The organism is Lutimonas vermicola (assembly GCF_038433205.1).
Lineage (GTDB): Bacteria > Bacteroidota > Bacteroidia > Flavobacteriales > Flavobacteriaceae > Lutimonas > Lutimonas vermicola.
The window spans coordinates 661,924-676,193 of sequence record NZ_JBCDNA010000003.1 but is presented as its reverse complement, the minus strand read 5'-3'; the positions used below and the strand labels follow the sequence as shown (position 1 = coordinate 676,193).

Here is a 14,270-nt window from a genome sequence, read left to right as displayed (position 1 = left end):
TTAGAATTCGCATATGCCCATTCTATAATCAGGACAGTCCAAAATAAATTAACGGCACTTTATGCCATTATATTTTAACTCACTGGAACAATCTAAACTCTTTGTTCTTGAGTTTTGGTCTTTTCACTCGCCGGTTTCTTAGGTCCGTTTACAAAAAACATCTTCATCATTCCCTTGTTCTTCACATCAATTTCACCTCTGTATTCACATTCATATTTATCCTTGATCAGCTCATAAGTACTTTCCGACACATTTATCTTCCCCGGTTCCGATTTAGTCTCCATACGAGATGCAACATTTACCGTATCTCCCCATATATCATAGGCAAATTTCTTTGTTCCCACCACCCCTGCAACAATAGGGCCTGTGTTGACCCCTATCCTGATATCGAATGCCTGGTGGCCCATCAAATCGGTACTCTTGGCCTGATTAATAAATTCGATTATTTCAAAAGCCGCCTCTATTACGTTAAAAACATGGTTCTCGTCAGGCTCGGGCAATCCTCCTGCACACATATAGGCATCTCCGATTGTTTTTATCTTTTCTATATCGTGTCTTTCTATGATCTCGTCAAACTTCGAGAAATAATAATCCACGCTGTTTACCAGTTCTTCCGGTTTCAGGTTTTTCGCATATGCCGTGAAACCAACAAAATCAGTGAACAAAACGGTAACCGCTTCAAAACTTTTGGCTGTTACTTTTCCGTTTTCTTTCAGTTCCTGAGCCGTTTCCTCAGGTAGAATATTCAGTAAAAGGCTTTCGGAACGGTTCTTCTCTGTTTCAATGATCAGGTTTGTTTCCTGAGTAAATTTATACCTTCGGTACAGACTTAATGCAAGTAAAACAATTAAGAATAAGGCGATTCCGGTTGCATAAATCACATTCTTTTGTCTCCTTTTCTGTAATTCCTGTATTTCGGCCTCCTTTTCCAACAACCCTATTTCATCTTCCTTTTTAGACAAATCAAAATCAAATTGCAAACCGCGAATTTTATCGTCTGTTTCTAAATTAAATAAGGAATCTTTTTGGGCAAGATACTTTGTTTGGTATTTGAATGCATTTGCATAATCCCCGTGATTGGAATAACTTTGAGCCAACCCTTGATATATATCCCGCAATGATCTGTTTATTGGATTTTCATTAGCCAATTCTTCAGCTTCTTCAAAACTACTAACAGATAATTCAAAATCTTTGTCTTGATAAATTCTACCCAAAGCTATTAATGCTTCAACCACATCCCATTGCTGGTTTCGGCTTGTAGCTTCTTGATAGGCCAGTTTCATATAATCAATTGCTTTTTCATCATTGCCTAAATTAGATTCAATGGTTCCCAACATGGTCAAATTATGAGGATATCTTTCAGAATCTTTATTCAAAACCAAAGCATCTTCATAATATTTCAAAGCCTTTTCATAATTATTCATTTTTACATAAATCTCTCCTATCCCCATCAAATAATAAGTAGTAATTTGAGGGTCATCCAGAATCTCCAAATATTGCTCCATTTGGTTAAAATATTTAATCGCTTTTTCATAGTCTCCCATCTGCCCATACACGGCACCAATGTTTGGAAGAACTGAAGTAATTCTCAATGGATCATTCATTGCCTCAGCAAAACTCAGGGACTTTAAAAAATACTCCAAGGCTTTATCACTGCTTCCTTGGCTTAAATAAACACCTCCCAAATTATTCAACATATTTGACATTCCCAAAGTGTCGCGCATGGCCTCAAAAGTTTCCAAAGATTGTGTCCAATAATCAAAAACGGTAATGTATTCTCCCTGATAATAGTAACCTATACCAATATTTTTCAAGGCATAGGCCTTACCCTCAAGATCATTCAATTTTGTGGCAAGTTCGTTGGCTTCAGCTCCATATTTAAATGACTCTGCAAAATTTCCTTCAGTCAGGTATTCAACGCAAAGTGCATTTAGAGCAGTTACCATTGAAGTATCTTTTGATTGTTTATCAACCAAACCTTTCAGGCTGTCTATTCTGTTGTTTTGTGAAAAAGCAAGAACAAATCCCTGTAAAAAAAGAATTAAAAAAACAAGAGTTGTTTTATTAAACATAACTACTATACATTTTTATTCTTTTAAAATCGTGTATGTTTTTGTTCCTGAAGCACTGCTTATTTTTATAAAATACATACCGGGGTGTATTAATTCAGACGACAAATCAATATTCATTTCAAGATTAATTCCATCAAAGCTCAAGGCCTCCGTTACCATAATTCCATAAAGATTTAAAACATATATCTGGGCTTCTTCAGGTGTATTTTGCTTAATTGTCAATAAATATGGATCCATCAGTGGATTTGGGTAAATCTCATAGGAGTTATCAATTTTAGCATCGCATTCACCCGTTCCATCATTATTTAATGACGAGACCGAACTATTGTTTGTACTTCCGTTGGTTGTAAGACTCCATGTTAGTTGATTTCCATCAAATCGAATTTCAAAAGTTCCACTGCCCGGCATAAAGAGGATTGGCAATTCACCTGCAAACGACCCACCGGTTAGTTTATTGTCGGGGCCTGTAAGAACATAAACAGCATCACTATTGTCGTTTTCATAACGATAAATTACCTTATAGTCTAAACCACTTTCATGATCAGGATCATAACTCACGCAATCTGCATATGTTCTTATTTTCCTTATAGCATCAATCGAGTTAATGAATACAAGATTTTCACTATCATATACTATCTGGTAATTTTCAGAAGCAGGATCTTTAATTTTTACGATATAAGATCCGGGAACGCTGGTGTCATGAATTTCAAAGTTATCTTTATCCATACCAATGTAATAATAATGAATTCCATCGGGAAAAACGTCATTTTCCCCATCTTCGTTGGCGTAACCTGTAATAGAAGTCGAAAATTGTGGAATATCACCTTGTGTAATGGTCAGGTTATCAGGTGTTATCGCTACATGCAATGTGGCCGGAATAATCGTTAAAAATCCGTGATTCTCTGTATATTGAACATTGTAGTTCTTGAGATCCTTAATTTTAATTTCATAGTTACCGGGTTCCAGTACATTTAGCTCACTCAACTGATAAGTGACATCATCCTTAACAAATTCATAGGGAACCTCATCATCGGGAAAAACTGTCCATATGTCTTCTTCATAAACCCAACCGTCAAAAACTGTATGTTGCACCAAATTTTCTACCGTTAGTGTCTCGCCATACGAAATATTGAAATTATCAGTCATTACAGACAAAACTGCGGGCTCAATGGTCAATCTTCCGGAAGCATAGTTAATATTGAAATTAGCTTCTATTTCATTGAGGACCGTACCCGGAAAAATATAATGGCTTTCTTCATAAACATCTATCCCTGTAATCAAGTTTGAAGAATAAAGGTCTGAAAGCTCACGTTCCGGTTCATCATCTGTCGGACCATCCTCTACATGAACAATTGAAAATGACGTATTATTAGTTTGAGGTTCTGGTGAGCCATCATTTATCAATGGCCTGAATTCATTTATTAAAGGCCTGAATTCATTAATAAGGGGTCTGAATTCATTTTCCAGATAAACTACTCCATAAAATAAGTCTGCAGTATTTATTAATGCCCTGAATTCATTTATTAAAGGCCTGAATTCATTATTTATTCCTCCTTCCGGGGAATCCAAATAATTGGTGAAATGGTCTCTGTCCAGCCCTATAACCCCAACACCATTTATAAGTGCCCTGAATTCATTTTCTATTGTTTTCTCCGTTGTCAACCAACTCGTGCCTTCTAAGAAAGCTTCTATGTTATAATCATTTATAAGTGCCCTGAATTCATTTATCAAGGCTCTGAATTCATTAAATAACAGGTAACTATTTCCTGCTGATACGGTTTCAGATGAATAAAAATCTAATTGATGTTTGTTTTCAATGAGTTGATAAAAATCCAACTCATCAGCTAATCCTTCTGTATTAAACACATAGTTGAGTTTAATATTAATTGGTTGTCCGTAAGTATAGGTCTCATCATCAGGGACAATTGTCAGATCTTTTTTGGAAACAGCTAATTCGCCGTTTATAAATTTGATTTTAAATCTGGCTTTTTGCTCATCTGTCAGGGGTGATTCAAAAGTAGGTGTGATGGCATAATTATTTACGTCAAGATATGTCAATTCTGTGACCTGAGGGGTAAACTGAACAAGCGGTACTTCAGACGGGTCATCCCATAATGACTCAAAGGATACTAATTCTCCATTCTCATCTACCGGCAGCCCTTCAACAGTATATCCATAAATTATTTCCTGCCCGTATTCAATGGCAACATCATTCGCAATGATATTTAAAGCAATAGTGCCATCCGGCAATAATTTTTTAGGATTAGAATCACCTCCCCCTGCAAGTCCGTCATTCAATGGTTCTGTGTAAACAACGAGATCAGGGTTTCCAGTGAATTCAGGAACTTCAGCTTTGATTTCTGTCGTGCCATCTTCATTTTCGATAATCTCAACAATAACTATTGGCTCTCCGTCAAATTTAACAATAGGTGTATCCGGGAAAAACTCTCCAATTATACTCACTGTGACCGGCTTTGCTCCCGGATCAGGGTCGCTACCATCCGGGTTTGGCAAAATTGTCAGGTAATTGATTCTTGCAGTTTGTGCAGCAATTCTCTTAAATGCTTTATTCGCATTGATCAATCCGGACCCAAGTAAAGGATCATTAGCGCCCGATAATGAAGCCGTTTCTTTAAACAATTGTAAGACTTTAAATGACTCATCAGACAACAGATTGTTCTTAGATGATCCGGTAACATAATCTAATCCATCCGGATACCAGTTTGGTAATGCAGACATTAGCAATGCAACGGCACCCGCAGCATGAGGAGCTGAAGCTGAAGTTCCTATGAAGTTTGGATAGCCATCGCCTTCAAGGTCTGATCCGATAGACCCAACATTGGTATTCCCTCTATCCGGCGCAGCTAAATCAATTTCATTATATGACCCATCCGAAAGTGGTCCGCCAAAAGAAGAAAAAACTTCTGCAACCGGGTTCTCAGCTTCATTGAAATCGACGGCTCCTACCGTTATCGATTCAGGTGTCATAGCATGACCACTTACAGTAGATGCTCCATTTCCAAAATATTGATCAAATTTAAGTCCATCAGGTTGAAAATCATCTGACATAGTTCGAAAAGCAATATATCTAAAAGGCACATTAGTAGCGCCATTCGCACTGGTTATTAATATATTGGCCGTTCCTGTTCCGGTGGCCCGGAAAACAATAACTTCGGTTGGGTCTCCTTCATCATTGACCCTGTTATTCCCAACAAGCAATCGGCCAAAATCATCAACAATATAAATATCTAAATCTTGAAGCGCGCCTTCACTATTTACCTGTGAAGCCACTCCTTCTTTCCATTGCAAGGCAATTAAATACGTTCCGGGCTCCACGCTTATTTTCTGCAGATAGTCTTCAGATCCGTCAGGGTTAATTCCAAAAACATGGGCTTTGGTTTCACTTTCTGAAAAAGTAAAATTGGTAAGAGGTGCAGTTAAAGAAGCATTGAATCTGCTATCATAACCTTTGTTGGCAAAATTTCCTGCTGAGGTAAAATGAAATTTTCCCGGATTGCCGACAAAAGTTTGAATTGCTTTCGAAATACGACCTGTCCCGAAAAAAGGTTCTGTAATGAAAGTGATATCATCAACAATGATATCGCAGTCAGTGGCTAAGCTGTTAAAACCATTCTCGAATTCACGAGGAGAGGCAGTGGCTGTGTGAAACGCCAATTCTGCCCCAGGAGCCACATCGTGTAAAATGTGCAACATAGCTCTTCCTTCATCAGATTCATTATCATTTGAACTCTCTTTCTTTACATCTACAACAGTTGTATATCCGTACTTGTTGCCTGTCCCTGGAAGGTCACCATTAATTTGCACATCAACAGAGGCCTTTGAGAGTTGTTCGGTGGCAGGTTGTTTGTCATAACTATTTGACATAACTCCTACTTTAATACCGGCTCCATCTACCGGAACAATCTCTCCTTCACTGTTGATCATTCTGAAGGACTCGCGGACCATATCGGAGGTCTGAGCGGCATCACCCTGAGAAAGTGCCAATCCAGAATTATTAAAGGCCGGATATACGGGTCTTGCAAAGTTTATCACGCATGAATAATCGTTTAAATAACATAATACGTTCTTGGCCATAAATACATCAATTGCTGTTAAGCCAGCCAAATCATCTTTTAGAGTTGTATTTGGGTCGTCATTGTACAATAAAAAATCTTTTTTGTCTATACTAAAGGGAGAAGGAATCGTAGAACAATTTGGAGTAATTCCATCTACCAATAAATCAATGACAGTATCAAACTCGCCTTCAGTCGGTATGATTTCAACAAGCACCTTGCCGTCATTATCCAGTTGAAAAATAAAAGGCGATGGTGCTTCCCCTGCAATTCCTTCACAGAGTGATGTAAGTTCCTGGCCAATAATATCAAATGACTTTCCATTTCCTATCACCGGGAAAATAAATCCGTCATCAGGTTCGCATTTTTTTGCAGAATTTGCGTTTGCCGTGACGGTATGGGAGTTGCCGTTACTGTTTATGGTCCACTCAACATAATCATTCGGGCCAAATTCTTTTGTAAAGACCTTGTCATGAGCCCCAGGTTTAAATTTATTTAAGCCTTTTGCTACTTTTTTTCCATTATTCGACTTGATGATACTTCCATTCTCATCGATGACAACTTCCTTATTGGTGGGGTTTTCATAGCTAAAACTTGCCTGATACAATCCGTTTCCAAGATCCTTCACGCAATAAAGAACAGGTTTGATGTCTTTATCTTTTTGGGCATATCCCGAAAAAGTAAAACATGATAAAAGAAGGAAGGTAAAAATCCAATTCTTATTCAAAAGAGCCAGGGGGTAATTTGAAAACATACTACCACAGGAAATTGCTCTGCTTTTAAGTAATGAGTAGTAATTTGTCATTTTTGAGGGGGATTTAGGTCATTAATAGCAAAAATATTTATGTATGTTAAATCATTTGTACCAATAATCAAGATACAATAAAGAAAATAAAAAGCAGCGTTCAAAGTCATATAGGACGAAATCACGATTTAGTTATCCCAAACCCTGCTTTTAATTTTCTAACCGTTCAAACGGATCGCACATTCATTCTTTAAATGAATTGATAATCCTTTATTTGTAATCAATCAGGAAGACTGGCTTGATAAGAATAACGATACTGTTATCAATTGTAACCAATCCTCACTGTAGCTCCTTTTCCTTCTCAAGGAAGACCTCACTATCCTGATCCAGGTTTCTGCTGTAAGCCTTCATATTAGCCTCTCTTAACCTGTTCGACATTTTTTCTAAAAGTCTGTATGCCAGTGAAGCATCCTCCTGAATCGATTTATAAAAATTCTTTTTGTCTACAGTTAAAACCATCGCATCTCCCAAAGCCCTTACTGTGCATGAGCGAACATCTTTTTCAAACAGGCCCATTTCCCCAAAAAATTCAGTTTTGCCCAATTCGGCGATCTTAACTTCACCTTGCTCTTTTTCAAAGATGACTTCAACTTTTCCTTCCTGGATCACAAAAAGACAGTCACCTGTTGTTCCCTGTTTTATGATCACTTCTCCATTTTTATACAAATGTCCAATTGCTTTTTGATGCATTTCATGTTTTGACTGGCGGAAAGTCAAGGTTGACGAAGATATGCTTCTTAGGTAATTGAAAAGCAGCACAGGATTTAAAAAGCGCCGAAGTATATTCCTATAGCCGGCACTTCCTGTAAACGTATCCCACAGGGCAGTACTCATCAATCGTTTACTGTTTTTGCTTGCTTGTTCTTTCATGACAAGATGCAGCAATCCTTTTTTCAAAAAAGAAGATTTTTGAATGACCCTGGTAACAAGAAAAATAAATTTTCCAACCAGGTTGTCTACATCCAGGTCACGACAAACAGGCGCATAGAATTTTTTGAAACTTTTTTTACTAACTCCTTTAAAAATAGCTGTTTTTGCCGCGGCCCTTCCGGTAATATAAGCTGCTCCAATGCCATTTTTATACAGTTTGGAGGAAGCTGAATCTCCAATGAGCACAACCCTGTCATCATAGGGATGCAGGGCATGTTTTATATTGATTTGAGGATAACACTTACATGGTGCAGTATCTTTCAACACTATGCCTTTGGGGAAAAGACCCTTTACCTGATCGCTGGAAATAAATTTTTCAACTACATCCTGGTCCACATCCTTACCCAATAAAACCAGGGTCACATAGTTCTCTTTCGGGATCAAGGCTCCAAAGGTTATTTGGGGTAAATCCAACAAGAATACATGCATCGACTCTCCAATATGACTGCTGACCTCGTCCTTTTTCAAAAAGAATTCACTGATATAGGCCTTGGTGACTTTAGGCGGAATAAATTCAGGGCAGATTTTTTTGAACATAGTCAAAGCCTGTTTGCCAAGGCCTACACCTCCGACAACCAGATCATATTTTTTATTTTCAGAATTTCTGGATTTCACAATGATTCCGTCTTCCATCCTTTCAAGGGCTGACACCTTTTCCCTGATTACATTGGCACCTTTTTTTTCGCAAAGCCCCAACAAAAAATGATCGAAACCTCTTTTGGAAGTATCTGTGCAACCTTTAGGCCCGCATCCCCTGAACACTGAAGCGATGCGATGCTCGTTACTTGGGGTGTGAATAATGGCATCACCCTGTTCAACATGTAACGTATATGAATTAATGGTCTTTTGGACGATCTCAGAAGGTATGATAACCCCGTCGGTGGATAACTTTTGAACCAAAGATTCAGAAATAATCCCTCCGCAATGATTACAACCCCCTGATCCGACTTTGGAGAAATTCTTTGCCTCATACACATCTATCCGGATATCCAGATCAAGACGGCTGGCAAAATCCAAAGCGTAATATGTAAAAAAACTCCCTGCAGGCCCTCCACCGATAACGGCAATACTTGATCCATTTACAAGCTCAAATTCCATTTTCGATCCACTGGCCATAGAGGAGAGTTTAATAGATTAAAATCCCTGGAGAACTGAAATGAATTTCAACATCAAATTACAGGGTAAATATTATACAATGATAACACTTAGAACAAGCCGACAATCAGCTTTTTAAAATTATAAAAAGTAATTTTCCCTTTTTATGACTTTTGTCATAAAATATTTTCCTAAAAATTAGTAAACCAATATTTTATGGAATTTTTTTTCCGCTATTCAATATATGAACATCCTTTTCGTTATCTAAAAAGTTGACATTAGTAAAATGAACCTATTTTAAATATAGAAAAGATGAAGTCTTTAAAGAATATATTGGGCATGCTGATCTTTTTGATCGCAGTTACAGTCGCTTGTACTACTGCAAAAAGTCAATATGAAAAAGGAAATTATTACGATTCAGTGATGCGTTCGGTTGAAAAACTGCGCAAAAGCCCTAATAACAAGACAGCACGCGAAACACTGGCAAATGCATATCCTCAAGCGATTAATACCTTGATGGATAAGCTGGAAAATGAAGATCAGGCAAATATTGATTTTAAGTTTTCAAAAGCCGTGTATACTTATCAGAGGCTGAATAAAATGTATGAAAGCATTCAACGTTCGCCGGGAGCAAAACAGGTGATCAGCAATCCTAAAAAATATTATAAAACACTGGATAAAATTAAACCCGACGCCGCCGAAGAGCAATATGATGCCGGAATGTATCAATTGTCAATGGGCAACAGAGAAAATGCGAAAAAGGCCTATTACTATTTTCTGGAGGCGGATAAGTTTATTCCCGGGTATAAAAACGTAGGCGAAAAAATAGATGAAGCATACCACAGATCCATTTTACATGTGGTAGCCAATCTAAAGCCTGTACAATCCAGAACCTACGAAATAAGTGCCGATGTTTTTTACAGGCAGGTTGAAAATACCTTAAAGCAAATAGAAAATAACGAGTTTATCCGTTTCTATACGCCCGAACAAGCCGCAAAAAACAACCTTCAAAACCCCGATCAAATACTTGAAGTGAATTTTGAGGATTTTATTGTTGGCGAAACACACACCAAAGAACGTATAGAAAAAATGGAACGAGACAGTGTCGTAGTCGGTGAAATCACGCTCGACAGCGGGCGAAAAAAAGAAGTAATCGGAAGTGTAAATGCTGAAGTAGCCCTCTTTAGAATGGAGGTAATCTCCAGAGGGCTTGTAAATCTGTCTATTACCAAAAATGGCATGGATGACAAGGATTTAGTGTATCAGGATTTTCCCGGCGAGTTTGTATGGTTCCACGAATGGGGTCAGTACAACGGCGATCAACGCGCCCTTACCAATGAACAGGTTGCCATCTGTAACAACAAAATGATCAACCCTGCCCCGCCGCAACAACTATTCGTTGAATTTACAAAACCTATACATCAACAACTGCACAGCAGGTTGCTAGCCTTTTACAGGAACTATTGATTGATTTAGAACTCTCATCGCCTCGGAGGTGAGGTGATCAGCTCCGAGGCGATGGGAGCTGATCACCTCACTTCCCATACCCTCAGGTTTGATACCTTGAGCGAAAAGAAATGGGGTTCATTCCAGTGATCTTTTTAAAGGTCCGGTTAAAATAAGACAAACTCTCAAACCCACTCGAATAACAAGTTTCTGTAACATTCTTTCCGGAAAGCAAAAGTTTTTTTGATTTATCAATACGGTAATGGTTCACGAATTGCGTAAAAGTAAGCCGGGTCATCTTCTTAAAATAACGGCAGAACGCAGGCTTGGATAAATGGCTTAGATCAGCGACTTCATCTATATCAATCTTTCTTTGGTAATGCTCGTCGATAAAGGCATGAATTTTATCCAAGCGATCTTTGTCCTTGGTATTAAATTGATTTTTGACCGGCTCAGGGTGTAATATGATTTTATCATCTGCCTCCGCCAGGATATGAAGTATGTCTAGCAAGTCTAAAAACTGTTCAAACCTGTTTAGCCCGTTCAGTTTTTTTAACCTCTCACCAATACGAGTCTTGGTCTCTTCTCCAAATGCGATTCCATGTCTGGATAGCATCATGAGTTCATGAATTGGAAAAAGTTCCGGTGTCGTGGTAAAAGCTGTTTTTAAAAATTCAGGTTGTATATGGACAACGATCTTTTCATAGGGTGTTTTGATACCATAGTCAAAATTCAGATGGGGAATGTAAGATCCAATCAACACCAGATCGCTGCCCTTGAATCGGGAAATATGATTTCCTACATGCCGGTTCCCGTCGGCACCTTCGATAAAAACCAATTCGTATTCGGGATGGAAGTGCCAAAAGAAAAAATCGCTTAAATCCGGGTTTACCATAAGGCTAATCGAACTTCCCTTTTCAGGATTAATATGTTCCAATTCGGTTTTCATAACCGTAATTTAAACATTATTCACTAATATCAATATTCATTCTACTAAAAATGTTAATATAGTTCAAATTAGAATCATTATAGGCGTAGCCATATAAATTATCTGAGTATATCTTTGACATATTAACGATGATGTGAAACTTAAAAAGGATGACTTATGCAGTATCAAAACGAAAAAATCAATGAAAGGGAGAGCCCTAATCAAAATCACAAAGAGATTCCAGGCAATCCATCTACCGCTACAAGCAGTGTTCAAAAATTAAATGACCGTTCAAATGGCAGGCCCCTTAAAGTACTTTCTGAGGCGGACTGGGAATTCTGGCTTGAAAACGGTTATGTAATCATCAGAAATGCCGTTTCAAAAGAGCAAGCCACGCAAACTGCTGATTTTCTCTGGGAATTTGAAGAAAAAGATAAAAATGATCCTGACACCTGGTATGAGGCTCCACGGGCCGAGATTGAAATGAAAGAACTTGCCGGAACAGGGATGGTAGAGGTATACAACAATCAGGCACTTTGGAACAACAGGCAAAATCAAAGAGTTTATGAGGCCTTTACCGATATCTGGGGTACCGATAAACTTTGGGTCACGATAGATCGCGCCAACCTGAACTTTCCAATCAGGCCGGGGTATGAATACAAAGGATTTATTCATTGGGATTATGATCCCGAAACCAAGCCTCAAAATGTTCAGGGCGTTTTGGCCCTCGCTGATCAGAATGACGAAGAAATGGGTGGTTTTCAATGTATTCCATGGTTGTATAGAAATTATGACAGCTGGAAACTCAGCCAGCCCGAAGACAGGGATCATTTTAAACCCGATGTAAGCAATTTGCAAGAACACATCGTTAAAGTGAAACTCAATGCCGGAGATCTATTAATCTTTAACAGTACAGAACCACACGGGATCAGGCCAAATCACTCAAAAGACAAGGTGAGAATCGCTCAGTATATTTCTATGATGCCCGCAGAGGAAGAAAATGAGGAATTAAGACAATGGCGAATCAATTCCTGGAAAAACAGAATTGCACCCAGTGGTTACGCTTTCCCGGGTGATCCAAGGAATTTTGAACAGCTAAAATACGAGCGTGCTGAATTAAATGAATTAGGTGAAAAGTTGCTGGGACTGAAAAACTGGTAGGAGATAAATTCATAAATAATTCCTACATTTACTTTAACATACACTGAACCAAACTTTTAAAACCTCATTCATGTTGGGAAACCTGCACTTTGTTGATCTGGGCATCATTCTCCTTTATTTTGCTCTTATATTATGGATCGCCTGGTGGGTATCCAGGGGAAGTGGTAAAAATAAAGGCGAGAGGGATTCCAAGGACTATTTTCTGGCAGGTAAAAGTGCCGGCTGGTTCGTTATCGGCGCCTCCTTGTTCGCCTCAAATATAGGTTCTGAGATCATCATCGGCGTCTCGGGTGCAGGGGCCAGGGCCGAAATGCCTCAGGCTAATTTTGAGATCATCGCTGCCCTTATGTTGATACTCTTAGGCTGGGTATTTGTACCCTTCTACCTTAGATCGGGTGTGTATACCATGCCCGAATTTCTCGAAATCAGATATTCCAAAGCATGCAGGAATTATCTCTCGGTAGTTTCAATTCTTGCCTATGTCATTACCAAGATCTCACTGATCATCTTTGCCGGTGCCCTGGTTTTTGAGACCATGGGCATTTCCTTTTGGACCGGAGCCATCATCACCATAGTGGCCACAGGTTTCTATACCGTGCTTGGGGGCCTAAAGGCAGTCATCTATACCGATATGATCCAGACCTTTATTCTCTTGGCAGGAACGGGCGCCGTAACCTATTTTGGTTTGATGCAGATAGGAGGCTGGGATTCCATGCTTGATACCATTGCCCAGGCGGCAACCAAGCCTGAAAATCCTCCGGTAGAAAGTTTCTTTAATTTATGGAGACCGGCTGACGACAGCTCCTATCCTTGGACAGGCATGCTTTTTGGCGCTCCGATTTTAGGGGTCTGGTATTGGTGTACCGATCAGTTTATCGTGCAACGTACCTTATCGGCTAAAGACATCAGTAATGCCCGAAAAGGTTCCCTTTTTGCAGGCTTCCTGAAACTGCTTCCTGTCTTTATATTTTTTATCCCGGGAGTCATAGCCTATGCATTGGCTCAGAAAGGAATGCTCAGCTTTTCGCTTGAAAATCCCGATCATGCCTTACCTGCCATGATCAATAACTTTTTACCGATTGGTCTGAAAGGCCTGGCTATTTCAGGATTACTTGCTGCCCTGATGAGTTCCCTGTCTTCGGCCTTTAATTCTTCTTCGACTTTGATCACTTTTGATTTTTACAAACAATATAAGCCTGGCGCCAGTGAAAAAGAACTTGTCTGGGTAGGTCAAGTGGCAACGCTTATTTTGGTAATCGCCAGTTTTATATGGATTCCTTTTATGAAAACCCTAATGGGCGGAGGACTGTTCCATTACTTGCAAAGTGTACAGGCCTATATCTCACCGCCTATCGCTGCTGTTTTTCTTTTTGGGCTGTTTTTTAAATGGATCAATGCCAGAGGTGCCATCATCGCTTTATGGTCTGGGTTTGCCCTGGGGATGCTACGCCTGTTTACCGAATATATGAGCAAGGAAGGCCTCCTGGAAATTAAATCAGGCAGTTTATTGCAATTGATGCTCGACATCAACTTTCTGCATTATGCTATCTTTTTATTTATTTTTAGCGTTTTGGTACTCATGCTTTTTAGCAAATGGGGAACTCCTAAAAAAGAAGAACTCCTAAAACTGGTGACTTTTAGTAAAAATGAATTGAATGTTAAATTCAAATGGTCTACCGATACAGTACTCACGCTAATTCTAATTGCCTGTGTTTTGCTGCTCTGGATCGTATTCAGCCCCTTGGGAATAATCAATTAAT

Annotated in this window: 7 protein-coding genes; 3 read left to right on the top strand and 4 right to left on the bottom strand. The window is 38.9% G+C overall.

Going from position 1 to position 14,270, the window contains the following annotated elements; translation table 11 throughout:
- Positions 1-92 precede the first annotated feature (92 nt).
- The 3 genes from AABB81_RS14980 to AABB81_RS14970 form a co-directional block, all read right to left on the bottom strand.
- On the bottom strand, positions 93-2,072 hold the full coding sequence (locus AABB81_RS14980; protein ID WP_342161371.1) for an adenylate/guanylate cyclase domain-containing protein: 1,980 nt from the start codon (positions 2,070-2,072) through the stop codon (positions 93-95).
- Between the two features lie 15 nt (positions 2,073-2,087).
- On the bottom strand, positions 2,088-6,950 hold the full coding sequence (locus AABB81_RS14975) for a S8 family serine peptidase (protein ID WP_342161369.1): 4,863 nt from the start codon (positions 6,948-6,950) through the stop codon (positions 2,088-2,090).
- Positions 6,951-7,229: 279 nt separating this feature from the next.
- A complete protein-coding gene (locus AABB81_RS14970) occupies positions 7,230-8,996 on the bottom strand; it encodes a cyclic nucleotide-binding domain-containing protein (protein WP_342161368.1) in 1,767 nt (588 codons plus the stop codon).
- A gap of 291 nt (positions 8,997-9,287) precedes the next feature.
- Between AABB81_RS14970 and AABB81_RS14965 the strand changes: the two genes are divergently transcribed.
- Complete coding sequence (locus AABB81_RS14965) at positions 9,288-10,442, top strand: tetratricopeptide repeat protein (RefSeq protein WP_342161367.1); 1,155 nt, start codon at positions 9,288-9,290, stop codon at positions 10,440-10,442.
- A gap of 82 nt (positions 10,443-10,524) precedes the next feature.
- Here the strand turns inward: AABB81_RS14965 and AABB81_RS14960 are convergent, their stop codons facing one another.
- Positions 10,525-11,370 carry a helix-turn-helix transcriptional regulator gene (locus AABB81_RS14960; protein WP_342161366.1) on the bottom strand — a complete coding sequence of 282 codons (846 nt, stop codon included), beginning with the start codon at positions 11,368-11,370 and terminating at the stop codon, positions 10,525-10,527.
- 156 nt (positions 11,371-11,526) lie between these two features.
- Between AABB81_RS14960 and AABB81_RS14955 the strand changes: the two genes are divergently transcribed.
- Both AABB81_RS14955 and AABB81_RS14950 read left to right on the top strand, forming a co-directional pair.
- Complete coding sequence (locus AABB81_RS14955) at positions 11,527-12,510, top strand: phytanoyl-CoA dioxygenase family protein (RefSeq protein ID WP_342161365.1); 984 nt, start codon at positions 11,527-11,529, stop codon at positions 12,508-12,510.
- A gap of 70 nt (positions 12,511-12,580) precedes the next feature.
- On the top strand, positions 12,581-14,269 hold the full coding sequence (locus AABB81_RS14950) for a sodium:solute symporter (protein ID WP_342161364.1): 1,689 nt from the start codon (positions 12,581-12,583) through the stop codon (positions 14,267-14,269).
- Position 14,270 lies beyond the last annotated feature (1 nt).